The organism is Bacillota bacterium (assembly GCA_013178305.1).
GTDB lineage: Bacteria > Bacillota > Sulfobacillia > JABLXB01 > JABLXB01 > JABLXB01.
The window spans coordinates 542,511-568,467 of the sequence record JABLXB010000001.1; the positions used below are offsets into that span (position 1 = coordinate 542,511).

General features: G+C 63.7%; 25 protein-coding genes and 1 pseudogene. 14 read left to right on the forward strand and 12 right to left on the reverse strand.

Translation table 11 applies throughout. The annotated features are described in order from the left end of the window. Positions 1 to 523 precede the first annotated feature (523 nt). The 4 genes from tsaE to HPY55_02575 all read right to left on the reverse strand — a co-directional run bounded on the left by tsaE (position 524) and on the right by HPY55_02575 (position 3,965). Positions 524 to 1,210: a tRNA (adenosine(37)-N6)-threonylcarbamoyltransferase complex ATPase subunit type 1 TsaE gene (tsaE, locus tag HPY55_02560; protein ID NPV69514.1), complete on the reverse strand. Its 687-nt coding sequence runs from the start codon at positions 1,208 to 1,210 to the stop codon at positions 524 to 526. Continuing rightward, the gene (locus HPY55_02565) at positions 1,200 to 1,961 is read right to left on the reverse strand and encodes a uracil-DNA glycosylase (protein ID NPV69515.1); all 762 of its coding nucleotides are present in this window, start codon (positions 1,959 to 1,961) and stop codon (positions 1,200 to 1,202) included. Before HPY55_02565 ends, tsaE begins: the two co-directional genes overlap by 11 nt. 84 nt (positions 1,962 to 2,045) lie before the next feature. Further along, the gene (locus HPY55_02570; protein NPV69516.1) at positions 2,046 to 3,080 is read right to left on the reverse strand and encodes an asparaginase; all 1,035 of its coding nucleotides are present in this window, start codon (positions 3,078 to 3,080) and stop codon (positions 2,046 to 2,048) included. A 42-nt stretch (positions 3,081 to 3,122) separates the two neighbouring features. Beyond that, the gene (locus tag HPY55_02575) at positions 3,123 to 3,965 is read right to left on the reverse strand and encodes a TrmB family transcriptional regulator (GenBank protein ID NPV69517.1); all 843 of its coding nucleotides are present in this window, start codon (positions 3,963 to 3,965) and stop codon (positions 3,123 to 3,125) included. Positions 3,966 to 4,126: 161 nt separating this feature from the next. On the opposite strand from HPY55_02575, the pseudogene HPY55_02580 reads away from it, so the two are divergent. Then, positions 4,127 to 5,060: pseudogene (locus tag HPY55_02580) on the forward strand (EamA family transporter). Between the two features lie 81 nt (positions 5,061 to 5,141). On the opposite strand, the gene rsgA reads toward HPY55_02580, so the two are convergent. The 7 genes from rsgA to acpS form a co-directional block, all read right to left on the reverse strand. Then, positions 5,142 to 6,212, reverse strand: coding sequence for a ribosome small subunit-dependent GTPase A (gene rsgA / locus HPY55_02585; GenBank protein ID NPV69518.1), 1,071 nt, complete (start codon positions 6,210 to 6,212; stop codon positions 5,142 to 5,144). Between the two features lie 189 nt (positions 6,213 to 6,401). After that, positions 6,402 to 7,130, reverse strand: coding sequence for a gamma-glutamyl-gamma-aminobutyrate hydrolase family protein (locus HPY55_02590; GenBank protein NPV69519.1), 729 nt, complete (start codon positions 7,128 to 7,130; stop codon positions 6,402 to 6,404). Continuing rightward, positions 7,130 to 8,107, reverse strand: coding sequence for a D-cysteine desulfhydrase family protein (locus tag HPY55_02595; protein NPV69520.1), 978 nt, complete (start codon positions 8,105 to 8,107; stop codon positions 7,130 to 7,132). Before HPY55_02595 ends, HPY55_02590 begins: the two co-directional genes overlap by 1 nt. Positions 8,108 to 8,109: 2 nt before the next feature. Continuing rightward, positions 8,110 to 8,460, reverse strand: a complete 351-nt coding sequence (locus HPY55_02600) for a type II toxin-antitoxin system PemK/MazF family toxin (protein NPV69521.1) — start codon at positions 8,458 to 8,460, stop codon at positions 8,110 to 8,112. Continuing rightward, positions 8,457 to 8,714: a ribbon-helix-helix protein, CopG family gene (locus tag HPY55_02605; GenBank protein NPV69522.1), complete on the reverse strand. Its 258-nt coding sequence runs from the start codon at positions 8,712 to 8,714 to the stop codon at positions 8,457 to 8,459. The genes HPY55_02600 and HPY55_02605 overlap by 4 nt, the downstream gene beginning before the upstream one ends. A 92-nt stretch (positions 8,715 to 8,806) precedes the next feature. Beyond that, positions 8,807 to 10,588 (reverse strand): NAD(P)H-hydrate dehydratase, encoded by a 1,782-nt coding sequence (locus tag HPY55_02610; protein ID NPV69523.1) that lies wholly within the window; start codon positions 10,586 to 10,588, stop codon positions 8,807 to 8,809. A gap of 3 nt (positions 10,589 to 10,591) precedes the next feature. Then, positions 10,592 to 11,026: a holo-ACP synthase gene (gene acpS / locus HPY55_02615; GenBank protein ID NPV69524.1), complete on the reverse strand. Its 435-nt coding sequence runs from the start codon at positions 11,024 to 11,026 to the stop codon at positions 10,592 to 10,594. A 169-nt stretch (positions 11,027 to 11,195) separates the two neighbouring features. On the opposite strand from acpS, the gene HPY55_02620 reads away from it, so the two are divergent. The 12 genes from HPY55_02620 (at position 11,196) to HPY55_02675 (ending at position 23,825) form a co-directional block, all read left to right on the forward strand. Next, on the forward strand, positions 11,196 to 12,857 hold the full coding sequence (locus tag HPY55_02620; GenBank protein ID NPV69525.1) for a lactate permease LctP family transporter: 1,662 nt from the start codon (positions 11,196 to 11,198) through the stop codon (positions 12,855 to 12,857). A gap of 127 nt (positions 12,858 to 12,984) precedes the next feature. After that, positions 12,985 to 13,665, forward strand: a complete 681-nt coding sequence (locus HPY55_02625) for a GntR family transcriptional regulator (protein NPV69526.1) — start codon at positions 12,985 to 12,987, stop codon at positions 13,663 to 13,665. Then, entirely contained in the window at positions 13,662 to 14,933 is a 1,272-nt protein-coding gene (locus tag HPY55_02630) for a M20/M25/M40 family metallo-hydrolase (protein ID NPV69527.1), read from the forward strand. Before HPY55_02625 ends, HPY55_02630 begins: the two co-directional genes overlap by 4 nt. A gap of 12 nt (positions 14,934 to 14,945) precedes the next feature. Further along, the gene (locus tag HPY55_02635; protein ID NPV69528.1) at positions 14,946 to 15,743 is read left to right on the forward strand and encodes a dihydroorotate dehydrogenase electron transfer subunit; all 798 of its coding nucleotides are present in this window, start codon (positions 14,946 to 14,948) and stop codon (positions 15,741 to 15,743) included. Beyond that, complete coding sequence (locus tag HPY55_02640) at positions 15,736 to 16,650, forward strand: dihydroorotate dehydrogenase (GenBank protein NPV69529.1); 915 nt, start codon at positions 15,736 to 15,738, stop codon at positions 16,648 to 16,650. Before HPY55_02635 ends, HPY55_02640 begins: the two co-directional genes overlap by 8 nt. Beyond that, the gene (locus HPY55_02645; protein NPV69530.1) at positions 16,647 to 18,149 is read left to right on the forward strand and encodes an amidohydrolase; all 1,503 of its coding nucleotides are present in this window, start codon (positions 16,647 to 16,649) and stop codon (positions 18,147 to 18,149) included. Before HPY55_02640 ends, HPY55_02645 begins: the two co-directional genes overlap by 4 nt. Positions 18,150 to 18,209: 60 nt before the next feature. Then, entirely contained in the window at positions 18,210 to 19,283 is a 1,074-nt protein-coding gene (locus HPY55_02650; protein ID NPV69531.1) for a TRAP transporter substrate-binding protein, read from the forward strand. Positions 19,284 to 19,378: 95 nt separating this feature from the next. Continuing rightward, positions 19,379 to 19,840, forward strand: coding sequence for a TRAP transporter small permease (locus tag HPY55_02655; GenBank protein NPV69532.1), 462 nt, complete (start codon positions 19,379 to 19,381; stop codon positions 19,838 to 19,840). Positions 19,841 to 19,851: 11 nt separating this feature from the next. After that, positions 19,852 to 21,129: a TRAP transporter large permease gene (locus HPY55_02660; GenBank protein NPV69533.1), complete on the forward strand. Its 1,278-nt coding sequence runs from the start codon at positions 19,852 to 19,854 to the stop codon at positions 21,127 to 21,129. Positions 21,130 to 21,193: 64 nt separating this feature from the next. After that, positions 21,194 to 21,688 (forward strand): 4Fe-4S dicluster domain-containing protein, encoded by a 495-nt coding sequence (locus HPY55_02665; protein NPV69534.1) that lies wholly within the window; start codon positions 21,194 to 21,196, stop codon positions 21,686 to 21,688. Positions 21,689 to 21,691: 3 nt separating this feature from the next. Continuing rightward, positions 21,692 to 23,530: an aldehyde ferredoxin oxidoreductase family protein gene (locus tag HPY55_02670; protein ID NPV69535.1), complete on the forward strand. Its 1,839-nt coding sequence runs from the start codon at positions 21,692 to 21,694 to the stop codon at positions 23,528 to 23,530. Between the two features lie 4 nt (positions 23,531 to 23,534). Further along, a complete protein-coding gene (locus HPY55_02675; GenBank protein ID NPV69536.1) occupies positions 23,535 to 23,825 on the forward strand; it encodes a MoaD/ThiS family protein in 291 nt (96 codons plus the stop codon). A gap of 69 nt (positions 23,826 to 23,894) precedes the next feature. Here HPY55_02675 and HPY55_02680 read toward each other — a convergent pair whose 3' ends face one another. Further along, positions 23,895 to 24,053, reverse strand: coding sequence for a hypothetical protein (locus tag HPY55_02680; GenBank protein NPV69537.1), 159 nt, complete (start codon positions 24,051 to 24,053; stop codon positions 23,895 to 23,897). Between the two features lie 146 nt (positions 24,054 to 24,199). On the opposite strand from HPY55_02680, the gene HPY55_02685 reads away from it, so the two are divergent. Continuing rightward, a complete protein-coding gene (locus HPY55_02685) occupies positions 24,200 to 25,867 on the forward strand; it encodes a hypothetical protein (protein ID NPV69538.1) in 1,668 nt (555 codons plus the stop codon). Positions 25,868 to 25,957 lie beyond the last annotated feature (90 nt).

Below are 25,957 nucleotides of genomic sequence, written 5' to 3' on the forward strand. Positions count from 1 at the left end.
GCCCTCGGCCCCAGCACGTCTGCCAGGATGGCCGAACACATGCCGGCGGCATCTCCCAGTATCAACACACTACCTTTAGTATTCTCGAATAACGGCGCGAGTGAATCAACCGCAAAGCAGCCAGCCTGCTTTACGGGGTCGCCGGTCAGGCCGTCGTAGAGCGCGCCGTAAACCTCTCCCTTCCTCGCGGTGAGGAGACTGCAGATGTGACCCGGCCACGGGATGGCCGACAGCGCGAGCGCGTCGAGCGTCGGGACCGGCACGGCGGGTTTGTCCCAGCCGAAAGCGAGGCCTTTCGCCGTGCTGACGCCTATCCGCAACCCGGTGAACGAGCCCGGTCCGGTCGACACCGCTACCGTGGAGAGGTCCGCGGGGAATGCGCCGGTGTCCTTGAATACCGCGTCCACCAGGGTCATCAGCTTGACCGAGTGCGCCTGTTTGATATACAGGGTGTGCTCGGCGAGCAGCCTCCCCGCAAACAGCGCGACGCTGCAGGCGACGGTGCTTGTCTCGATCCCCAGGATCAACCCGCGTCGCCTCCTTCAGTCGTCCCACTGGCCGGCTCCGGCGCGGGACTCTTCGACGGCTGCGGCGCAGCCGGCGCCGCCTTTCGCCCGGTCGTGCCCGCGGTTGACAGCCCCCGCACGAGGCCACAGTGCGCCTCTCCTCGCGCCGTCATCGTGATGTGCCTCGTGTTAGCCGGGGCCTCCTCGCGACCCACACGCTCTATGACTACGTCGAGCCGTTCGCTCGGCATGAACCGCTCGACCCTGTCCGCCCATTCCACGATGACGACAGCCTCGTCGAGCATCTCGTGAAACCCCAGGTCCTCTATTTCGGCAGGGTTATCCAGTCTGTACACGTCGAGATGGTGTACGGTCATCCTCCCGCGGTAGGTATGGACGAGGGTAAACGAGGGGCTGGTGACGTGCCCCTTGACCCCGAGCCCACCGGCCAGCCCGCGGGCGAATAGCGTTTTGCCAGCCCCGAGCTGCCCGCTGAGGCCGATGACTGCAGGAAACCGTATGGCTTCGCCGATTCTGCCCGCAAGGGCGAGGGTCTCATCCGGCGAGTTCGTCAGGAACTCGCTTCTGTTCCCTGCCGGGCGAGCCGCCGCCGGCCGGCCTGCTACCGTTTCGATCACCACCTGCGCCAGAGTCGCGTCGTGGCGCATCTGTAATATAACCAGCAGCGGGAGGTCATGCTCCACCCGCCGCGCCCGGGACCGAATCGTATTCGGATCTGACCTTCTTGAAATCCTCCCACACCGGCTTCTTCTTGGTCTCATCCCTCAGGAGAGCAGCTGGATGGAAGGTGGGTAATATCCTGATACCTCCGCGGTCGAACCACGTCCCTCGCGAGGCGGTGATCCGCGCGGACCTGTCCACCAGAGTCTGGGTGGCCAGGGCGCCGAGGCACACGATTATCCGGGGGTGTATTATCCTGATTTGTGCGCGCAGGTTGGGCAGGCACCTCGCCGCCTCCTGCGGGGTGGGGAGCCTGTTGCCAGGCGGCCTGCATTTAACTATGTTGGCTATGTATACCTCTTCGCGGGCAAAACCGGCCGCCGCCAGGATCTTATCGAGGAGCTTGCCCGCTGGGCCAACGAATGGGCGGCCCATCTCGTCCTCGACGGCCCCCGGACCCTCGCCGACCAGCATGAGGGTTGCCTTTGGGGTGCCCTCCCCGAACACGACCCCACGGCAGCCGTCGCGCAGCTCGCACCTCCGGCATTTCAGGACGTGCCTCGCAAGGTCGTCGAGGTTGTCGATGCCAGCGTAGTCGTTTTCGGGACCGGGTGCGATCACCGCCGGCGGCCGGTCGACGAGCGACCCCTGGGCCGGCGAGTACCCGGCCGGCTGGAGCGGCACCTGGGTCGTCTGCGTCGACGTGGACCGAGCCCCGGTGGGCGCCACCAGCGTTTCGAACAGCGTGCCCTGAGTCAGGCGTGCAGCGGGCATCCTGGAAATCCCACCCCCATCAAGCCTGCTCAACCATTCAAGGCAGGGACGTGCTTCTCCTGCCGGCGCAGGAGCGCGCGGGACTCACGAACGACGTTCCAAAGTGAAGCACGCCTCGACGAAGCCGACTGTCTCGCCCCGATGGTTCACGACAGGCGGGCGTTTGAGCCCCCCGAGACGCGCGAGATCGGCTGGTGGCAGCGCCCCGAGCTGCTCGAGCGCGCTCAGCAGCGCGGGTCCCAGAGCACGCGAATTCCCATCCTCCACCTTGAACGCGAATCCGAAACCACTATCCCTCGTTGCGGCGCAGTAGACTCCGTCGGCCCCTTCCTTCCCGATCAGCCGGCCACCTGCGCCCCGCATGAGGTCGGTGCACAGTCGCCCGGTCCCACCGACCATGTCGGGGTTGGTCACCATCGCCTCGACGAGGCGGGCCGCGGCGGCGGCCCGGCCCGGCCGGTCTGGAGGCAGCGCGTCCCACGTGACGAGCCTCGCGTAGGCCAGGGCCATGCTGTTGAGTGGCAGGCCGAACACGCATACCCCGCAACCGTCCACGCCGACGACGATCCGCTCCTCGGGGTATCCCGACACCTCCGCGACGATCGTCTTCATCATCCGCTGCACGGGATGGTCCGGCTTCCAGTAACCGTCGAGGGGGAGTCCCAGGTGCACGCAAAGCGCCAGCATCCCCGCGTGTTTTCCCGAGCAGTTGTTGTACAGGGGGGTCGCGGGCCTGCCTTCACGGATGAGTCGCACAGTCTGGGACCTGCATATCGGCGGGTGGACCCCGCAGGCGAGGTAGTCCTCGCAGAGCCCGGCTTTCGCCAGGATGCCGGCTACGACTTCGACGTGGAAGTCCTCACCGCTATGCGAGCCGCACATCACCGCAAGCTCGCGGGGGCTGAAACCGAAGCGTTCCGCGGCGCCGGATTCGATGACGGCAAGCGCCTGCAAGGGCTTGGCTGACGAGCGCATGTACGTCACTTTCGACGGATCACCCACGGAAGCGACCAGCCGGCTGGCGGCGTCCACCACCGCAATGTCTCCCCGGTGCAAGCATTCGACCAGGTCTCCCCTTGTGACCCGGCAGATAACAGGTGATACAGGATACTGGGTCACGATACCATCTCCCCCGCCGGCCGCCCCCGGGAACGGATGTCCCTACTTCAGCAATCCCAGTTTGGCAGCAACGCTGACTCCCGGTGGGCCGAATCTGAAGCGGTTGCGAAGATGGATGAGATTAGGCCCGAAACTGGCTTCCAGCAGGGGGCGGTGTTCTTTCAACATCTCCATGATGTACAGGTCGTGCTTTATAACCTCGGTAATCGGCATGGCCAGGCCTGGATGCATCGTCCACGCCGCGCGGCTATCATCCCCCAGTGATACGATTCCAGCGACGATTTCCCTATCGTCGGCGCTCAAGACAACCCAACGCCCCCCGTACTCGTCCGTGATTTCCTCGCCGAGGTCGTGTGGGTAGACCTGTGCAAAGCTGAATTCTATGTTTCCATAGCCTACGATCAGGATTTCAACGCCGTTTCTTGACGCCTCGCGCAGGTCTTCCTCTATTTCTTCGGCATCCTCTTTCCATATTTCGAGCAGTATTCGCCCTTTTGCCTTCCTTATGACCTCCTTGACACGGTTGAAGATGTCGTGATACCCGGTGATGTTCCAGATGTTTCCCCTGCCCATAGCGTCGCAGGCATATCGTTCAAGTGCCTCGTCCGCCGCCTTCAGTATCGCTTCAGTCCTGAGCCGCCTTCGGGCGATCAGTTCCTTGGGGGGTAACGGAGCATAGAGACTGGGATTGCCGTGGCTCATTATGACTTCTCCGCGCTGTACCAGCGAACCCAACACCTCATAAATCTTGGACCTCGGCACCCCCGAATTCAGGGCGACAGCATATCCCGAAATGGGAGATTTCTCAAGTAGAGCCAGGTATGCCTTGGCCTCATACTCCGTCAAGTCCAAGTCCTGCAGGATCTCTATCATGTTGGATTTCACACGCGCTCTCCCCCCTGGAACACCCCTCACACCAGTCACTTCATTCAAGTATACCATCAGGCACTTGACGCAACCAACATCTGCACATTACACTAGACAGTATCCAGATAGTAGCTACATTATTAGCTACTAGACGTCAATTGCTGGAGGGTGGCCCAGAAATGGATGCTGGAACCATAACACGCGGAGAACCGGTGAAAGCGGCAAGACCCCAGCAGGACATATCGTACATACTCGCCGGGACGCTCGCCGTACTGATATGGAGTACGTCATTTGTCGCAACCAAGATGGCATACAGGTCATTTCCACCCTTGACGCTCGGGGCAGCGCGTTTTGTCATCGCTTCCCTGGTCCTGGGAACCATCCTCCTGGCGCAGGGAGCGTCCAGAAAACCCACCCCCAGGGACGCAGGCCTGATTTCGGTCAGCGGGGTGCTGGGGATCACGGTGTATTTCGCCCTGGAAAACACCGGCGTAAGGCTGACGACGGCGTCTAACGCCGCCCTCATCATTGCCTCTTATCCTGCCATAACCTCCCTTTTCGAGTTGCTGCTCTACCGGACCAGAGTATCGTGGATGAAGATGCTTGGTATCTCAATGGCCCTGTTTGGGGTCTACCGGCTATCTCACAGCCAGCAGGGGGGCGGCGGAGAGCAGCAATTAATGGGTAACCTCCTGTTGATCGCGGCGGGTATAGTCTGGACACTCTACAACTTCGTGACTCGCAGGGTGGTAAGGGGCTATCCGATGATTACCGTATCATTCTACCAGACGGTCGCCGGAACGCTCACCTTCATTCCGCTGGCCTTGACCGAGAGGGCGAGCTGGCAAGTCCCAACCATTGAGGCATCTCTGATCCTCCTGTACCTGGGGGTATTCTGCTCTGTCGCAGCCTTCCTGCTATACAACTACGGGCTTCGCGGGTTGTCTGAGCTCCGCCGTTACCCTGATGAACCTCGTACCCGTATTCGGGGTCCTGTTCTCGGTACTGCTCCTCCATGAAGCGGTACGAGTCGACCAGTTGATGGCCGGGGCGGTCGTCATTGCCGGAGTCATCCTGAGCATCCGGCAAGCGGACACATCAGACGCACGATGAGGTTGAGTAGAGCAACAGCGGGCGCCAGGCCTCCTCGCAAACGTCGCGGCGACTGACGGGAGTTGGCGCCCGCACGTCATCTCAGTGCTTCTTCAGTCTCTTCACCGCCTTGCTCAAGGCCTTGCGCCGCCTCTTGTCCGCGAGGTAGGAGTCGATATTCTCCTTCCGGTTCAAGAAGGCCACCTCCCTGCGAAGCCTCAGGTAGCTTTCGTACCTGCCGGGATCCAGCGTGCCAGCTTCCACTGCCTGCTTCACGGCGCATCCGGGTTCCGATTCGTGCCGGCAATCCGAGAATCTGCAGCCGCGGGCCAGTGTCGCTACGTCCTCGAACGCGTCGTCCAATCCGTCGTCCGACGCCCAGAGCTGGAGCTCCCTCAGCCCGGGGCTGTCAACGAGCAGGGCCCCCGACGGCAGGCGAATCAACCTGCTGTAGGATGTTGTATGCCTGCCACGGCTGTCATCCTTCCGCACCTCTCCGGTGGCCTGGACGTTCGCCCCGAGCAAGCGGTTTGCCAGGGTCGATTTTCCCGCCCCCGAGGACCCGAGAAGCGCCACGGTTCTGCCCGGAGCGAGATGAACGCCGAGGCCTGAAAGGCCGTCGCCGGTGATGTTGCTCACCACGTGGACAGGGACTCCCGGCGCGATTGATTCGACCGCGGCGGTCCGCGCGGTGAGTGTCGCTACATCACAGAGGTCCGCCTTGGAAAGCACGACCACGGGTGACGCCCCGCTCTCCCATATCAGCACCAGGTAGCGTTCAAGGCGTCTCACGTTGAAGTCGCGGTCGAGCGCCATGACTATAAACACGGCGTCTATGTTGGCCGCTATGACCTGTTCCCCGGTGTGCCCTGGGCCGGGCTGCTTCCTGGAGAACTTGCTTCGCCTGGGCAGGACGGCATGGATCATGGCCGGTCCCGCCCCTGACTCACGGGTGAACGCAACCCAGTCGCCGGTTACCGGAAGATCAGTCCCCGAGTCCGCAAGGTGCCGGAACCTGCCCGATAGCAACGCCCGTACCTCCCCCGCCTCGCTGAGCAACAGGTAAGAATCCCTGAACTCCGCTGAGATCCTTCCAGGGGTGTAGCCAGGCACAGCATATTCGCTGAACTGGGACTCGAGACCGGAGTCCCATCCAATGTCTTGAAGACGCAAGCGGATTCCCCCTCGACTTGATGGTCGCAGGGAAATCCCCGTAATGAGGCAACACGGCGCGAGGATGTGCGGCGCCGTCCGCGAAATGCGAGGAAACCCGCGACCTTAATCTTCTTTTCTTCGACCCCCGACCTTCACCGACTCCAACACAGTTCAACACCCCTTCCTGTAATTGAACGCCTTTTCCGGTCAATCCCGGCCGCCGCGGCACGCCTCGATGAAGTGTGAGAACAACCTCACCGAGTCTTCGCCGGGGTACAGGTCCTCCGGATGCCATTGAACCGCGACCACGAACCTGTGGGACCTGCTCTCAACCGCCTCTATAATAACACCGTCGCAGGCCATCGCGGTAACCTCCAGCCCCGTGGCAACATCCTTGATGGCCTGATGGTGACGGGAATTGACGCGGGCATTGCTTTTCCCAAGTATACGTTCGATAGCCGTCCCGGGACTGATCGTTACCTCGTGGAGCCCCCAGCCGCGCGGGGTTCGCCTGAGCCGGTGCTCGCCCGCGCGGGGTTCCTGCGACGGGATGTCCTGGATCAGGGACCCTCCGGCCGCGACGTTCAGCAGCTGCAGCCCACGGCAAATGCCCAATATGGGCTTGTCCACTGCGAGGAACGAGCGCGCCAGCGCAATCTCCATCTCGTCCCGTTCGACCGAGATCCCGTAGACGCCGGGGACCGGGTCTTCACCGAAGTACCGCGGGTCGATGTCTGCGCCGCCGGTCAGAAGCAACCCGTCGAGCTCGCGCGCAAGCGCATCCGCGGTGGCTCCGTAATCGGATTCGACCGCGGGAACGAGCAGGGGAACAGCGTCCAGTCTGACGAGCGGCTCGACGTAGTTGCGGCGGACGTGGATGCGCCCGTCCTGAGCGCAATCACTCGTCACGCCGATGACCGGCGATGACTTGACCATCAGAACCACTCGCTGTAGGCGAACAGGCCAGGGGCGCCGCCCGTGTGAAGGAAGACCACCGTCTCACCGCTCCGGACGAGCCCCCGTTTCACGTGTCCGGCGAGTCCCGCGAGCGTCTTGCCGGTGTAAACCGGGTCCAGGATCAGCCCTTCGGTCTCGGCGGCCAGTCTTATCGCTTTGATGCACTCCGGACTCGGTATGCCATAACCCGGGCCAACGTAATCGTCGTCAACGTGGACGTCGTCTTCCGTGACTGAAACCGGGAGCCCGGCCAGCCGCGCCGCTTCCTCCGCCTTTCTGACGATCCTCTGAATGAGGTCCGGCTCGCGGCGCCCGACGCTGATGCCCCACACGGCAACTTGCGGGGCGAACACCTTCATTCCAAGCAAGAGGCCGGCAAGCGTGCCACCCGAACCTCCCGACGTGTACACTCTATCCGGCGCAATTCCAGCCGCTATCGACTGGTCAACGATCTCCATGGCGGCCAGGACGTACCCGATCGAACCGAGGGCAGACGAGCCACCCAGGGGGATTATGTACGGTCTCGCTCCGCCGGCCCGCAACCGTTCGGCCACCCGCGCCATCTCCGCATCGAGGTCGGCGTCCTCAGGAACGAACGAAACCTCGGCTCCGAGGAGCTCGTCGAGAAGCAGGTTCCCCTGGCGCTCGGACGGCTTCTTGCCTTCCAGTACAAGAACGGGTCTCATGCCGAGCTTCCTCGCAGCGGCGGCGGTCATCCTCGCATGATTCGACTGCGGCCCGCCCGTGGTGATCACGGTATCGGCTCCCTGCTTTACCGCGTCCGCCATGAGGAACTCGAGCTTCCTCGCCTTATTCCCGCCCAGCGCAAGGCCGGTGTTATCGTCTCTCTTCACGAAAAGCCGGATGCCCCCTAGAGCCTCGCCGAGTCGCGGAGCCTCTTCGAGCGGAGTGGGCAGTGTAGCCAGCCTTACCCGGGGGATCTCGCCTATCTGCACGGTCAGACCTCCTTAAGCCCTATACTTATGGCAAGCGCTTCATTCAGCCTCGCCATCAAATCCTCCTCGAGGTGCGACACCTTCTCCTTGAGCCGGCGCCTGTCGATGGTCCTGAGCTGCTCGGCGAGCACTACGGAATCCCGCTCGAGACCCGAAATGGCTGCTGGAAGCTCGACGTGAGTCGGCAGCCTGGCCTTGTCTATCTGGGAGGTTATCGCAGCGACGATGACCGTCGGGCTGTAACGGTTTCCGATGTCATTCTGGATGACTATTACCGGCCGGACTCCGCCCTGTTCCGACCCTACAACGGGACTCAGATCGGCGTAGAACACGTCGCCTCTCCTGATGTTCACTCATCCCGACCTCCGGGTTCCCCATGGTCGTAGCCCATCCCGAGTTCGGCCCAGCCGAGGTTTATCTGGGCCATCTCTATGTATCCCCTGCGCATGGACTCCCGGGTCTCACGCCTCTTTCGCTCTTCGATGTAGGCCCTGACCGCGCAGCGGATCACCTCGCTCCGGTTGCCCTTCTCGACGGCGGCGATCCCGTCCACTTCCTGTAGCAAGCCCGCCGGAACGCTGATCATTATCCGCCTGGACCTGGCCATTGATGACCCTCCCGCCTTCGATCCTGGGGCCCGCACACCTCTGGAGCGTGTTTCCACCGCTGGAGCCGGTGTGCATCACTGGAGCCAGTCTGCTATCTTGAATTATATCTACGTTGAACCAGGGCAGCAATATCCAAACGCGCCAGGTATATATCATTTGTGCCTGTTGAGTGATATATGACACACGAGTCGTCGTCCATACGACAGGTTATTGCACGTGCGGTAGGAAGGTTCCTTAACACGTCGCCCGCCAGTATCCCTGCCTCACCCGCCTGGTCGGCAGCGATGTCCCCTGCGAGACCGTGGAGGAACACGCCCGCGGCGGCGGCCTCGAATGGCGGGAGTCCCTGCGCTATCAGCGCCGCGATCGCCCCCGTGAGGACGTCCCCCATCCCGCCCGTCGCCATGCCGGGGTTCCCCGTGAGGTTGATGAATACACGGCCATCCGGAGAGGCGATCACCGTGCGGGCGCCTTTCAGCACCACCACCGCGCCGGATGCCCGCGCGAACTCCGTCGCCACACCCAACCTGTCCCGCTGCACCTCGGCCGTGCTGATGCCCGCCAGCCTGGCCATTTCACCCGGGTGGGGCGTAATTACGGTCGGCCATTGCCTCACCTCGAGGTCTCGCCGCCCGCCCAGGCAGTTCAGCGCGTCGGCGTCGAGGACCAGGGGGATTTCGATCGTAGAAAGCAACTTGCTGGTCAGCGCGCGGGTCTCGGCGGTAACCGAAATGCCCGGCCCGTACGCCAGCACGCTTGCGTCCCGGCAGAATTCGACGATAGGTCCGGCCGCAGCCCTGCTCAACGTCACTCTGCCTGGTCCCGCAGCCGCGGTCTCGACCGGCTCGCGCTCCTCGACCGGCTCGGCCGCCTCCGGTAGCGCCAGTTTCATCGCCTCGGTGAGCTTTGCCTCCATGACCGGCGCCAGCGATTCCGGCACCCCCGCGGTCACGAGGCCCGCCCCCGCGCGGCATGCCGCCCCAGCGGCCAGTGCCGCGGCCCCTGTCATGCCGCTGGACCCTGCAACAACCAGCACGCGGCCGTAGGCCCCCTTGTGCGAGTCCCTCTTGCGTGCTCCGAGCCACGACGCAACCACTGCGGGTTCGACCGTCTCCACCCGGACCCCCAGGGCCGGTCCGCCGCCGGGTATACCTATGTCCCCCACGAGTACTTCGCCGGCGTAATCCGCACCGGGGAAGATGACGAGGCCCGCCTTGGGGTATCCGAACGTAACAGTGACGTCGGCCTTCACGCAGGGCCCAGACGCCTGGCCGGTAGTCGAATCGAGTCCCGAAGGAACGTCCACCGCCAGCACACGGGGGTCGCCTCGCCCGCCTCGCCGGCCGGTATGGCCGGAGGCCCGCGCCGCGTTGATCGCCCCTATGGCGGACGCCACGGGCTCGCGCGGTTCCCCTGAGAATCCCGTTCCCAGGAGGGCGTCGATCAGCAGGTCGAAGCCCGCGAGCTCGCGGGATAGAGTCGCGGCAGTCTCCTCCGGCGACGAAAGGTCGACCAGTCTGAGCAGGGCACCTCCCGGTCCGGTCGCGGGGTGAGCCTGCTCGAGCACCCTGGTCAGGGCCTGGAGGTTCGTGAGCGCGTCGCCCTTGATGCCGTCGCTGCCCCCGACAACGTACACCGTAACCCGGCAGCCGTGGTTGGACAGGTGGCGCGCTACCACGAAGCCGTCCCCGCCGTTGTTGCCCTTGCCGCACAACACGGCCACCCGCGTACCGCGAAGGCCGCCCAGCATGGCGGCCGTGGCGGACACGACACACCTCCCGGCGTTCTCCATCAACACAGGGCCGGGGACTCCCACCTGGTTTATCGCCCAGGAATCGATGTCCCTCATCTGGGCGGCCGTCACTAGCTTCACGCTCTATTCCCCCTGTGCCAGAGCCACCGCTACCGCGATGGTGCGCTCGTGCGTTATACTTACCTGAACTTCGCTTACACCCAGACTCCTGGCCACCTCCATCGCGCCGCCAGCGAGCTCGACCCGGATGGGTCCGCCGCCGCTGCGAAGGACCGCGATGTCCTTCCAGGCCACCCTGGATATGCCGCAGCCGAGCGCCTTGGCCACGGCCTCCTTGGCCGCGAACCTGGCGGCTATCCTCGCCGCAATGTCCGCACCGCCGGCCCGTCCACCCGCATCAAGCCCGAGATCCTCCATTTCGCGATCGCTCAGGATCCTTTTCAGGAACCGCCGGCCGCGTCTCGCGAGGGTCTCGCGCATGCGCCCGACGTCCACGGCGTCGATTCCCAAACCCTTGACTTTCAGGGGGATGCACCTCCCGCACTGCGATAGTTCCATCGCACACCGTATAATCCTGCCATTTCCCGGCCCTGGGCAGCCGTCCCGCCGCTGCAACTTACCCGCCGGGAGGCCCCCGTCCCCTCCACGGCCGGGCTTCTTCCTGCAGGTTAGTCTTTCCACGTTGTCCACTACCGGAGGTGCGGGTTATGATTGAGGCGGTATTCCGTTGCCACAAGGCGGTGCGTTCTTAGTGGGCGAATGGGTACAGCCCTATGACCCTGCGGGGTCGTTCTACATCTCCGTGCTGGCGGCGGCGGCGCCGCTCGCCCTGCTGTTGACGATGATCGTGGTGCTCAGGATCAAGAGCTACATCGCGGGCGGGATAACGCTGGCCGTCACGTGCGCCGAGGCGACACTTCTCTGGCGCATGCCGGCGGTCAAGGCGGCGGGCTCGGTCACGCTGGGCGCGGCGTTCGCCCTGTTCCCCATAGCCTACATAGTCGTTGGATCGCTGTTCCTGTATAACCTGGCGGTCCAGACGGGAAGGTTCACCGAAATAAGGCGCTCCCTGGAGGCGGTGTCGCGCGACCGAAGGATACAGGCGATACTCGTGGGGTATTGCTTCGCGGCATTTCTGGACAGCACCACCGGGTTCCTCACACCCGTCACGATCACCGCGTCGATCCTCGCAGGCCTGGGCTTCCCGCCAGTCGAGGCAGCCCGTCTCGGTCTACTCGGTGCGAGTATGCCGTCGGCGTTTGGCGCGATGGGCTTGTCGATCGTCGTCCTGTCCCAGGTGAGTGGCCTCTCGATGGACGCGATCAGCATTATGTCGGGGAGGCAAATGCCGTTCCTGTCGCTCGCGATGCCGTTCGTGCTGCTCGCCCGCATGGCGGGAATGACCCCACGGATCCTGGCGAGAGTGTTGCCGCACGCCCTGGCGACAGGCGCCACCTACGCGTTTGTCCTTTTCGCCTTCTCGAATTACATCAGTCACTACTCCGCCGCGCTCGCAGCGGCGGTGTGCGGGCTGGTGGCAGCGGCAATAACCGCAAGGATATGGCCGTTGAACGACCGCTTTGAATTCGACGCGAGCCGCACGGCTGACGCCGGCCCGCGGCGCGGCCTACCGCCCGTAAGGATCCTGATCGACGCCTGGATGCCGTTCATCCTGCTGAATGTCGTCGTACTGGTCTGGACAGTCCCGCAGGTGCAGAGCATTCTGGACGCGGCTTCTCTACAGATACCCGTGGCCGCGTTGCACAACCTCGTGTTGAGGACTCCCCCCGCTGTCCCGCGCGCCACACCGATGGCGGCGGTGCTCAACCTGAACTGGTTGTCCGCCGCCGGGACGGGCATCCTCGTGGCCGCGGTGTCGTCGGTGGTGGTGTTGAGGGTGCCGTTGGAGACAGCCGCTTCCATCCTCGCTGGGACCGTCAGGCAGGTGAGGCTGTCCATCCTGACGATGGTCACGGTGTTTGGAGCAGCATACCTCATGAACTACTCGGGGATGAGCACGACCCTGGCGCTCGCCATCGCCCGCTCGGGACGCGCGTTCCCATTCCTCAGCCCGATCCTGGGCTGGCTCGGAGCGGTGATGGTAGGGAGTAACACGGCTTCGGACGCGATGTTCGCCTCCCTGCAGGTGATGACGGCCAACAGGGTGGGGATGCCGCCCGTGCTGGCTGTGGCGGGAAACGGCGTCGCCGCGGTATTCGGCAAGATGCTGGCCCCTCAGACGCTCGCGGTTGCCGCCAGCGTCGCGGGCATACCCGGGGAGGAGAGCGTCCTATTCCGCAGGATCGTGCTGACGAGCGTGATGCTGGCGGTGTCCGTCGGCTTGATTAGCGTGATCCAGGCTTACCTCGTGCCCGGGATGATACCGTGAGCGCCGACAAAACCCCGCAAGGAAAACGCGCCTTCCGCGTAGAACACCACTAATATACTAGTATCCTACCCAAGGGCGCCCCACGGCGCGGCGGTTATTGCCAAGTCTCCCTTCGAAAGGAGTCGCCATGTTACAGAACCCGCTGGATGTGAGTGTGGCACTGTCTGAGAAGGTCTATCAGGAAATTCGCAAGGACGTCATCACGCTGCAACTCGAGCCGGGCTCGATGGTTCGGGAGAGCCAGCTGGTCGACAAGTACGGGGTCAGCAAGACCCCCATCCGCGAGGCGCTCAACCGCCTCCGCCAGGAGAAGCTCATCACCTCCGTCCCCTACAGGGGATACATCGTCGCCCCGATAGAAGCGAGGGAAGTGTGCGACTGCTTCGAACTCCGCGAGATAGTCGAACCCGCCGCGGCCGGCCTGGCGGCCGAGCGCATAACTCCGGAGCACATCGCCGATCTCGAACGGATATCCAACGAGACGCCGACCGCCGGAACACGGGAGGAGTACATGCCGTACCTCGAAAACAACAGGGCGTTTCACGTGGGTGTGGCTCGAGCCACCGCCAACAGAGAGATCCTGTCGGTGGTCTCCAATATCTTCGACCGCACCTACCGCCTGCTATATCTCGGCGTCAGGTCGGGCCATCTCTACCTCAGGATGCAGTACCACTACGATCTCCTGGATGCCTTCAAAAAGCGCGACGCGTCCGGAGCGCAGTCAATAATGCGCGAGCACATCAGGCATTCAATGACGAACGTCATGGAGATCGCCCGAGATTATCCCGCGGCCGGAGGTTTGAAATGAACCACCTGAAGGATTTGGTCCTGAGTTGTTTCGACCGTGATGAACTCCTGACGCTGGCTTTGAAGGTGCTGGGCACCCCGAGCCCGCAAACAGAGCTGTTCGAGCGGGAACCGCAGGTGCTGGATTTCATTTGGAAGGTCGTGGAGCCCTATCTCCTCGGGCTGGGTCTCGATACTACGACGGACCCGATGGGCAACATCTTCGCGCGGATCGGGGCCCCGCCCACCGCTGCGACGGCAGCCGCTGCGCCGGCGGCGCGGGCGTCGTCGGGGTCGCCGGGTGGCTCCCCGCACGGCGGTTCGCTCATGCTGGTCGGTTACGCCATGACCCCACAGGCGGGACAGATGGCGGACGCCTTCAAGGGGATGGTCGTGAGCGGGGACAGGTACGGCTACACAGGCGAGTGCCTCCGTGGAAGGGGAAGCTGCGAGCAGAAGGGTGCCCTCGCCGCAATGATGTACGCCGTGGGCCTTGTGGAGAAGGCCCGGCGGTGCGCCGGCGTCAGGTTCGATGGTAGCCTTGTATTCCTGTGCAGCACCGCCGGCGAGACCGGACGCCACGACGCCGTGGATTGCGCCCTGGATAACCTGCCGGGCAAGCCCGGCCTCGCGGTGGTCGGCCTCGGCACAAGCAATCAGGTGTGCCTCGGCAACAAGGGGCGCATCGACGTGATAATCGAGGTCCACGGTCGCGCGAGCCACAGCAGCGCGCCGCACGAGGGGGTCAACGCCATCGAGGGTGCCCGCCTCGTGCTGAATGCGCTCAGCGGGTTGGCACCGCGGGGGGCGCACGAATCGCTGGGCGAGTCCACGTTCGCCCCAATGCACATCGAGAGCTTCCCGAGGGCCACTCACACCATCCAGGACCTCTGTGTCATTGCATACGACAGGCGCCTGCTTCCCGGGGAGACGCCCGAAGCAGCGCTTGACGAGATCAGGTGGACCGTGTCCGGCATCGAGGGATTCGGGATCGAGGTGAAGCAGGGCCCGCTCATGTACCCGTCCGAGGTCTCGCGCAACTCGCGGGTTGCGAGCCTTCTGTCCGAGTCATTCTCAGCGGTCACGGGACTTGCGCCCTCATTCACCTACTTCAAGAGTTCGCTCGATGCGGGCCTGCTCAACCTGCGTGGGGTCGAGACGGTGATGTTCGGACCGGGCGACACCCGGTTCGCCCATACCTCGGACGAGGTCGTACCTGTTGAGCAGCTCGAACAGGCAGCCAAAGCGTACGCGCACGCCGCGCTGAAGGTACTCTGCGGCGATCGCTGAGGAGGGAATCCTTTGGTCGAGGTCCAGTGTGAGGTAATGAATAACCGCGAAGTCGCTGGCGGGGTATGGAACATGGCCTTGCGTTCGCCTGATCTCGCGGGCACGGCGCGCCCCGGTCAGTTCTGCATGTTGAGGGTAAACCGCAGGCTCGACCCTGTATTAAGACGGCCCTTCACCTTCCACCGGATCCTGCCGGACAGGGAGTACATCGAGATCCTGTACAAGGTGGTCGGCCGCGGCACGGACCTGATGACGGGGCTGGAGCCGGGGGCCTTCGTGGATGTCCTGGGGCCGCTCGGCAACGGCTACGCAATACCGGAAGACGCGCGGACGATCGTCACGGTGAGCCGTGGGATAGGCATTGCCGGCCTTGTGGCCCTGGCTGAGGAGGCCAGGCGCAGGGGAGTCAATGTCCTGGCGCTGGCGAGTTTCAGCAACAAGGACGCCGTGACGGGAACAGAACTCCTGGACTATTTCGGCTGCGAGACCGCGCTTCACACCGACGACGGGGTCCACGGCGGGACCGCGCTCGTCACCGACGGGCTCGGCGCGAGGCTCGCCGGCAGGCAGGTCGACCAGTTCTACACTTGCGGGTCGAGGCGCCTTGCGATGGCAGTCTACCAGTGGTCAGCCGGACACGGAATACCCGCTCAGGTGTCGCTCGAGCAGCACATGGCGTGCGGCATGGGCGCGTGTATGGGGTGCGTCGTCGAGGCGTTCACCTCCGGAAAGCGCGACGCGAAGGCATACAGACGGGTGTGCAAGGAGGGTCCCGTGTTTTGGGCCTGGGAGGTGTGCGGGGTTGCCTGAAGTGAGGCCTGACCTATCAGTGCGGATAGGCCCCATAAGCATGAAGAACCCCTTGATGGTGGCCTCGGGCACCCACAACCTGGATTACGGCGAGCTGTACCCGCTCGACATCCTCGGGGCGTACGTTCCCAAGACCATCCGGATGCACACGTGGCCGGGCAACCCGCCGCCGAGGACCGCTGAGGTCCCATCGGGGGTAGTGACGTCTGTCGGCATCCCAAGCAAGGGGTGGGACGCGTTCGTAAGGGAGGATGCACCGCGGCTGAGGGCGCTGGGCATTCCGGTGATCCTCAGCGTGGTCGGCAAGACAGAGGACGAATACGCCGGGATGGCCGAGAGGGCCGGCTCGCTCGGTTTCCTGGCGGGTGTCGAGCTCAACCTGTCGTGCCCGAACATAAAGGCGGGCGGCCTGGCGTTCGGATCGGACGCGAAGACGGCGGCCAGCCTGATGGATAAGGTGAGGAAGGCCACGTCCCTGCCGGTGATCCCGAAACTTCCGCCTGATTACGGCCGCGTGGTTGAGGTGGCGAAGGCATGCGAGGACGCTGGGGCGGACGCGATCGCGATGATCAACGCTCCTCCCGCGATGGTAATAGACGTGGATACCCGCCAGCCCGTGCTCGGTAACCGCACGGGCGGTCTGTCGGGGCCCGCCATAAGGCCGATGGCGGTGTACATGATCTACAGGGTTTACAAGGCGGTGCGCATTCCCATAATCGGGATGGGTGGCGCCTGCGACGCCAGGGATGTCATCGAGTTCATGCTCGCGGGTGCAAGGGCAGTCGCGCTCGGGACTGTCAATTTCTTCGACCCCATGGCCGTGCCGAGGGCCCTCGAAGGGCTTCGCGAGTTCACGACCACAAACGGGATAGACGACATAAACTCGCTCGTCGGCGCGGCCCATTGAACGAGTACGGAGGAGGGGAAACACTGGACCGGCTGATAATCGAGGGTGGGCTGGTAGTCTATGGCGAAAACCGCTTCAGCGTCGCGAAGGCCGACGTGATCGTCGTGGACGGCGCGATCACCGAGATCCGCCCCCCGTCCGGCGGGACCGGTGGCAGGGCGGCCGGTGGCCGCGCGACGGGCGGCGACGGGGCCATAGACGGGGCGATCGTCATCAACGCCGAGGGAAAGACCGTCATTCCGGGGCTCGTCAACGCTCACTACCATTCGTACGCCAACCTGGTGAAGGGCCTGGCGCCTACTGTCCCGCTGGAAGAGTGGATGCTATACATAATGGAGCAGGGAAATCTGCTGACGCCGGACGACATGTACTGGAACGCCATGCTCGGAGCAGTCGAGATGATACGGACAGGGACCACGGCGGTCATCGACCACCTGGCCCAGGGACGCCAAGCCCTTGGAGCGGCGATGCAGGCCTATGGGGGCGCCGGGATGCGGGCGTGCATCGCTCCAATGATCAGTGACAAGACATACGCGAGCACGCTCCCCCTCGACGACGCCACGGCGGAGGAATTGCTCGGTCCGCCGACCGTAACGCCGGCTGCCGGACTCATATCCATGACGGTTGACCTGTTTCGCGAGTGGAACGGCAGGCGGGGACGTCTGTCCGTGGGATTCGGCCCCTCGGGCCCCCAGAGGTGCTCGGACAGTCTCATCACCGAATGCGCCCGCCTGGCCAGAGAATACGGCGCGCCCCTTCACACCCATGTCCTCGAGACACGGGCTCAGGCCCAGACGGCGGAACGGCTCTACGGCGTCCCGATGGTCCGGCACCTGGACCGGCTCGGCGCCTTGGGCCCAAACACATCACTGGCGCACGGGGTGTGGCTGAACGACGAGGAGATCTCGCTCGCCGCGGACCGCGGCGCCATCGCGGTGCACAATCCGGCGAGCAACTTCCTCATCGGGAGCGGCATCGCGCCCGTGAACAAGTACAGAAAAGCGGGCACTCCCCTGGCGCTGGGGACCGACGGGGCCAACGCGTGCGGGAACCCCAGTATGTTCGACTCGATGAAGCTCGCCGCGATGATCCACAACAGGCTGGATGACGCCCCGGAGGGATGGCTCACCACGGAGGACGTCTTCCGCATCGCCACGGCGGGAGGAGCCACCGCGTTCGGCCGCCCGGCCAGGTTCGGGTCTATATCGCCGGGAAAACGCGCGGACATCGTGATACTCAACCCCGCCAGATCGCTATCCCTCACGCCCGACAACAGCCTGTTCTGGCAGCTGGTCCATGGGAAACCCTCGGACGCCGTCGAGACGGTGATCATTGAGGGTCATCCGGTCATGGTCAACGGGGTCATGACCACCGTGTCGGAGGAGAAGGTCCGGCGCGAGGCGCTGGAACGGGGAGAGAGGATTCGAAGCAAGTTCATGCGGATGAAACCCGCCATCGATGAGCGGGCAGCCAGGCTCAGGCTGGCGTTGAGGGGGTGAGGCCCGCGGAGAACGCGGATCGAATGTGGCCGCAGTCATGCTACGAACAAACGAAGGAGGGTGAAGACAGCCGTGTTTAGGAAAGCCATCGCCGTTAGCATCATAGCCGCAGTGATTCTCACCGTGAGCGGCTGCGGCGGCAGCCAGTCGGCGCAGAAGCCGGCTGAGGCGCCCAAGCCCGCGGAAGCACCCAAACCCGCGCCGAAGCCCCAGAAGATCACGATCAAGATCGCCCACGTCGTGGACCCGTCGCACCATTACCAGATCGCCGCCCTGAAGTTTAAGGAACTGATCGAGAAGAAAACCGACGGCAAGGTCGAAGTGCAGGCGTTCCCCAACTCGCAGCTAGGCAGCGAGCGGGCCATCCTCGAGGGTCTCCAGATGGGCTCCATCGAGATGGGCATCATCACCTCGGGTTCGCTGGCCAACTTCGTCCCCGAGTTCGCGGTGCTCGACCTGGGCTACCTGTTCAAGGACGTCGACGAGGCGATGAAGGTGATCGACGGCCCCGTGGGGCAGGAGCTTGCCAAGAAGATGTCGGCCGTCGGGATCCGCCGCCTCGGGACGATGAGGTACGGCTTCCGCAGCGTCTACGCGCATAAGCCCATCAAGGCCCCCGCCGACTTGAAGGGAATGAAGATCCGCACCATGGAGAACCCCGCTCACCTCGCCATCTTCAAGGCGCTGGGCGCGAGCCCGCTGCCGATGGCGTACGGCGAGCTGTACACGGCGTTGCAGCAGAAGGTCGTGGACGGCGCGGAGAACCTGATGGACCTGTACTGCAACTCGAAGCACTACGAGGTAGCCAAGTACTATTCGCTCACAAACCACGTGTACTGCATCGTCATGTGGATGGTCAGCGAAAAGGCCCTCGCGAAGATGCCCGAGGACGTCCAGAAGGCGATCGTCGACTCTACCAAGGAAGCGCTGGTGTTCGAGAACGACCTGATACTGAAGCAGATGGCCGACTCGAAAAAGAAGCTGATCGAGGCGGGTGTTGTCATCATCGAGCCCGACATCGCGCCGTTCAGGCAGATCGTCAAGGCCAGCTGGATGGACGTCGCCAGAAAGATTTCGGGTGGCGAGGACCTCCTGAAGAAGGTAGCGGCCGAGATCGGGGTCACTGTCAAGTAGCATTCGGGGCAGCCCCCCTTTGTCCGGGCAAGCCGCCGGCTGCGTCTTCGCGAGCGGCTTGCCCGGGTCCAATACTCCGCGAAGGAGCGCCGGTTATGAATAAGGTCAAGGCCTATATGGATCGCCTGGTGGACTGGACTTGCGTGGTACTCCTGTCGGTTGCCACGGTGGTCTGCTTCTACCAGGTCGTCGCCAGGTACGTCTTCTCAGCCCCCCCAACATGGTCCGAGGAGGTGGCGAGATATGCATTCATCTGGCTGACGTTCCTCGGCTCCGCCCTGGCGTTCCGGGCGGGCGCGCACCTGGGAATGGACGCGGTGACTTCTACGCTCCCGAGGCAGGCGCGCCGCGTGGTCGCGCTGCTGAGTTCGGCAATCCTGCTGACACTCCTCGGGTTCATGATGTGGCAGGGGCGCCTGGTCGTGTCGTTCGTCACGCGGCAGCTCTCGCCCGCAATGCGCTTGAGCATGTCGATCCCCTACGCCGCGATCCCCGTCGGAGCGTTCTTCATGTTCGTCGAGGTACTGTGGAACGCGGCCAGGGTACTGCGGGAATAGGGGGGAAAGCTGTGTTGTTCTTGATCGCGTCACTACTCGTTCTGATGGCCCTGAACGTGCCGATCGCGTTCTCTCTGGCCGCGGCGCCCATACTGTATCTCCTGGCGAACCCGCGGATCCCGCTGCTCATGACCGTCCAGCAGATGTTCAGCGGAGTCGATTCATTCGTCTTCCTGGCGGTCCCATTCTTCATACTATCGGGTGACCTGATGCATCGCGGCGGCATATCGGCGCGCCTGATCGACCTCAGCGAGGCGCTCCTCGACCGGTTTACGGGCGGGCTGGCCATGGCATGCGCGTTCGCGTCAATGATCTTTGCCTCGATAAGCGGATCCGGTCCGGCGACCACCGCCGCGATCGGCGGCGCCATACTGCCCGGCCTCGTCGAGCGAGGCTACGGGCGAGAGTGGTCCGTCGCACTGATGGCCTCGTCGGGCGTGATCGGGCCGATCATACCCCCCAGCATTACGATGGTCATTTACGGGGCGATGACGGGGACGTCCATAGCCGCGCTGTTTCTCGGGGGGTTTGTCCCGGGCGTCATGATCGGCGTCGGGCTCATGATAATCAGCTACCTCCACGCCAAGCGCGTGGGGGTGCGACGGCTCTCGGAACGCGGGGCGCACAAGAGCATCGGCAAGGCGTTTCTCGACGCAGCGTGGGCGCTCGGCATGCCGGTCGTGATCCTCGGCGGCATCCTTGGCGGGGTGTTCACGCCGACGGAAGCGGCCGTGGTGAGCGTCGTCTACGCCCTTTTCGTCTGCCTCGTGATTTACAGGTCGTTGAAGATCACCAATCTCCCGGCGATCTTCAAGTGCTCCGCCACGACAACCGCGCTGGTCATGATAATCCTGGCAAACGCGGCGATATTCGCGTGGCTGGTGAGCGCGGAACAGGTGCCCCAGAAGGTCATCGCCCTGTTCCAGTCCGTTACCAACAACCGCTTTTTCGTACTGCTCATCGTTAACGTATTCCTGCTGATCATCGGGTGTTTCATCGATACATCCTCGGCCCTGGTAATGACCGTCCCCACGCTCGTTCCGCTGGCGACAGCGGTCGGCGTGGACCCGCTGCACCTGGGGCCGATAATATGCATAAACCTCGTGGTCGGCATGGCTACGCCACCGGTCGGACTTACCCTGTTTACGGCGTGCGCCATCGGAAAGGTCCCGATCGCCCGCGTCGTCAGACCCATCATGCCCATGATCCTCATCATGGTCGTGGTGCTTCTGATAGTCACTTACGTGCCGTCGGTGGTGCTGTTCCTCCCGAGGCTGCTGCTCGGGTAGCGGGCGTAGCGCGCTTTCCGCGCGGGCCGGCGTGACGCTCGGCGTACGAAAGGAGTAGGTCCTCGTGACTTCAAGGAGTCTTCTGGTGGTACACCAGGAGCGCTGCACCGGTTGCAGGCTTTGCGAAACAGTGTGCGCCCTGTTCCACGATGGGGTGGTGTCGCCCAGCCTATCGAGGGTGTCCGTAATCAAGGACGAGATCAAGGGGACCGACATCCCCATCCTCTGCGCGCACTGCGACAGGCCGGCGTGCAGGGAGGTTTGCCCCAGCAGGGCGATACGCCCCACCGGGGCGCATGGGACCGGCATCATCGACCCGGGCCGGTGTATCGGTTGCCGCCTGTGCGTGCAGGCGTGTTCGTTCGGCGGCATCTCGCTCACGCCGGAGGGCGAGCCGCGGAAGTGCGACCTGTGCGGCGGTGAGCCGAGATGCGCGAGGTACTGTCCCGCGGGCGCGATCGAATACCTGCCGGCGTCGCGTATCGGACCCCGCAAGCGCAGGCTCGGGGCAGGCAGGCTTGTCGAATTCGTCGCTGTCGCGGAATCGAAGGGGGTCTGACCGGTGAGATCACCATACGGTAACGTACTCACGATCGATCTTCCGGCGCAGGAAATCTCATCGAGCCCCCTCGACGAATCCCGCGTGAACGCCTACCTCGGAGGCAGGGGCCTGAACTCGCGGCTCCTGTACGAGATGACCAAAGGTGGCGAGGACCCACTCGGCCCGGACAATCCGCTAATATTCGGCGCCGGGCTGCTCACCGGCAGCGTGGTGCCGTGTTCCAGCCGGTTCACCGTGACCACCAGGTCACCGCTGACGGGCGCCATCGGCGACGGGAACTCCGGCGGTTTCTTCGGCCCCGAGATGCGGTTCGCGGGCTACAGCCACATCGTTTTCAGCGGGAAGGCTCCATCCCCGGTCTACGTGTACGTCGAGGACGACCGCGTGGAGATCCGCGACGCATCCCACCTGTGGGGTCTCGACACGGCCGAGACGACTTCGCGAATACAGATAGAGATCGGAGACCCCGACGTCCAGGTGGCGTGCATCGGGCCCGCGGGTGAAAACCTGGTCAAGGTGTCCTGTATCATCAACAACCTGAGTCGCGCGGTGGCGCGGTCGGGCGTGGGCGCCGTTATGGGCTCCAAGAACCTCAAGGCGGTGGCCGTCCGCGGCTCGGGAAGCCTCCGGACCGCGTCGCCGGAAGCCGCGTTCAAGATGCTCGACCGGGTCAAGGAATTGAAGGTCTCCGACATGTCGTTCAGTCTCTTCAGCAAGTACGGCACTCCGGGTCTCGTCAGCGTGTACAATTCCCGGGGGGTCCTTCCAGTCAACAACTTTCAGAGGTCGTACGTGCCCGACATTGAGCCGCTGAGCGGCGATACGTTCATAAACGAACACTCAGTGAAAGCAAAGGGATGCTACAACTGCGTGATCCACTGCAGCCATTTCTACCGGGTGGAAGGTAGCCACGCCGAGGAGGGCATGGAGTACGAATCAATCGGCGCGCTGGGTCCCCGGCTCGGCGTGATGGACTTCCCGACGGTTCTCAAGGCGAATCTCGCATGCAACCGCCTGGGCCTCGACACTATCGGCGCAGGCGACGCGATCGGATTCCTGATGGAATGCCGCGAAAGGGGGCTCGTCTCCGAAAGCGAAGTTGATGGACTTGACGTAACCTGGGGCAACGGCGTGGTCGTGCTGGAGTTGCTCGACCAGATGGCGCGCAGGAAGGGCGTGGGCAACCTCCTCGCGGAGGGCTCGTTCAATGCGGCCAAGGAGATCGGCAGAGGCGCGGAGCGGTACGCCATGTGCGTTAAGGGTCAGGCGATGATCACGGCGGACCCAAGGGGCCTGATGGGCTGGGGCCTCGCGTTCGCCGTTGCGAACCGCGGCGCCGACCACCTCAGGGCGCACCCTGTGGTGGAATACTGCTTCACCCCGGAACGCGCCCTGGAGCTGTGGGGCACGACGAAGGCTGTCGACCGCACCGCGACCGAGGGCAAGGGCAGGATGATCAAGTGGTGCGAGGACGCCAGGGCGATCGTGGACTCGATCGGCGTGTGCAAGTTCCTCACCCGCACCGCTTACCTCCAGCCGTCCCAGCTCGCGACGCTCATCGAGCCAGCAACCGGACTGAAGTTCACGGAAACCTGTCTTATGAAAGCCGGCGAGCGGATCACGAACCTCGAACGGCTTTACAACACACGTGAGGGGTTCGGCCGCAGCCAGGACACTCTGCCGGACAGGTTCCTCAGGGAGCCCATCCCCGAGGGGCCTTCGGCCGGCATGGTCATCCCCCTCGACGTCATGCTAGACGAATACTATGAGGCCAGGGGCTGGGACGTCAGCAAGGGCATCCCGACGAAAGAGAAGCTGGCCGAGCTAGGACTGGCCTGAAACCATGGGCGACATAAGGGTGCAACTGATAGGCGGGGTCAGGGAAATTGCCGGCGCGACCGAATTTACCCATACCACGATTACCCCGGTCACCGTCAGGCGCCTCCTGGCCGAGCTCGAGGGCCGGTTCGGGCGCCGGTTCGGTAAAGAGGTGTGCGCGGTGGCCTACCCAGGCGGCCCCTCTTTCTACCAGATCCTCGTGAACGGCGCCAACATCCTTTCGGGCGCCGGCCCCGACACCGTCATAGCGGACGGCGACGAGGTCTTGATATCTCCTCCTATTTCGGGCGGGTAGCCACTGCGGGCGCCGGCCTGATTGACCGGCGCCCCTGTACATCCCCGTGATGCGCTGGCGATGGCGCGCCTACAACCCGAACATCGCCGCCGCGTTCCCCGAGAGTATCGCCGTCTTCTCCCCTTCGGGCGCTTCGAGCCCCCTGATGACCCCGGTACACCTGTACAGGTCGCCCATCTGGTGCCGGGTCAGATCGTTCTGGGGCGCGCCGCTCCTTGCAGGCAGCAAGAATCCACTTGTTCGCTTCCCAGGAAAACCCGTGGTTCCTGTCGAATCGTCCTCACAATCTCCAGGGGCCAACCCGTGCCCGAGGATTGACGCCAGGTCAGAGTAGCAGCGACAAGGACGCACCACCGTTCCTACAGGGGGTGGTCTTGCGTGGGGTGACTGTACGGCGCGCCCTTGAGATCGGCGGGCTGGCCAGAGCGCGCCTCGCGGCCGGCGAAGCAGGGCTGGACCGCGTCATCAGGTACGTCGATATTATGGAGGTCCCCGACGCGGCCGGCTGGTTCCGGCCGGATGAGCTGGTAATAACGTGCGCATACGCGATTCGTGAAGACCCGGAGGCCCAGATCGATCTGGTGCGCAACCTGTCAAGGAGCGGCGCTTCGGGGTTGGCCGTCAAGCCGAGCCGTTTCCTCGGCTCGATGCCGCAGGGAATGATCGGCGCGTCAAACGAAGAGGGCCTCCCCCTCATAGAACTCCCCGGGGACCTCCCTTACATCGAAATCACACACCCGCTATTGTCGGAAATCCTTAATGAACAGGTTCGCGAGTTGCAGTACGAGACGGACGTCCACCGAAAGCTGACCCGGCTGATCCTGGAAGAGAAGGGGCTCGACTCGATAACCGCGGCCCTGTCGGAGGTCCTGAACGCAGGGGTATACATCCTGGACGACGGCATGCGCGTTCTCGCGAGGTCCGATGTTCGCAGCGCCCGCCAGAGACCCCCCGCCGCGCCGGACCAATCGCCGGCTGACTCCATTCCGGCCGCACTGAGAGAAGCCGTGGCCCGGGTCCTGAAGGGAGATCCCAGGGAACAGGGTATAAGCCGCTGCGACCAGGGGGTCACCGTCGTGCCCATACGAAGCGCCGGAACGCTGCTTGCTTTCGTGGTGGTTGACACAGGAGAGGAAGGCCCGCTCGCCCCTCACGAACTGAGAGCGACTGAGCAGGCCGCCACCGTGAGCGGCTTGGAGATCGCCAAGATGAACGCCGTCAAGGAGACCGAGGCGAGGCTCAGGGCGGACTTCTTTGGCGAAGCTTTCAGGGGCGGCGCTGAACCAAGCGTGATCATGGCTGCGAAGGCCAAGATGCTGGGCATTGACGTCGAACGCCCGTTTTTCGCAATAGTCGCAAGACCGGATGAATCCGGCGAACGGCCTTTACCAGGAGATGGTGGGCGCCAGCGTGTGAAGGGCCCCGGAAGATACCTGGTCGATGTCGCCAGGGAGGAATGCAGGCTTCACGGCGCACGGGCTACGGTTACCGAGTTCGAAGACAGCATCGTGGTGATCTGCACTTGCGCCCCTGGCGTGGAGGGCCGAAGCGCTGTTGACCTCGCGAGAAGGATTGTGAATTCCACACGCGCCGTTTCCTCTCACGAGAGGTGGTTCTCAGCGGGCATAAGCCTCGTCCACACTGGGGTTTCGTCTCTCGCAACCGCTCACGCCGAGGCGAAGACGGCGCTCGAATTCGGAAAGGCAGTCTATGGCCGGGGGAAGGTAGCGTGCTACCGCGATCTTGCCCCGTACTCACTCCTGGAGAACATCGACGGACAGGTACTCGCCAGCTACTGGGAGAGCGAGGTCGGTCGCCTGGCGCGAGAAGACAGGAAGCTCCTCGACACCCTCAGGGCCTTCCTCGAGTGTGGAGGCGAGATCAAGAAGACCTCTCAGGTTCTCTTCGTACACCGCAACACCCTCGACTACAGGCTGAAGCGGATAGCCTCCCTTCTGGACTGCAACGTACACGATCCGGAAGTCCAATTCCGGCTGCGGCTCGCGTTCCTGGCAGGCATTCTTTCCATTAAGGGACGTTGACCCCGTCAGTCAGGCCGTACCCGTCTCAGTCGCCGCCCCGCCAGGCCCACCTTATGTACACCACGCTTTGTGCACCACGCTCGAAAAACT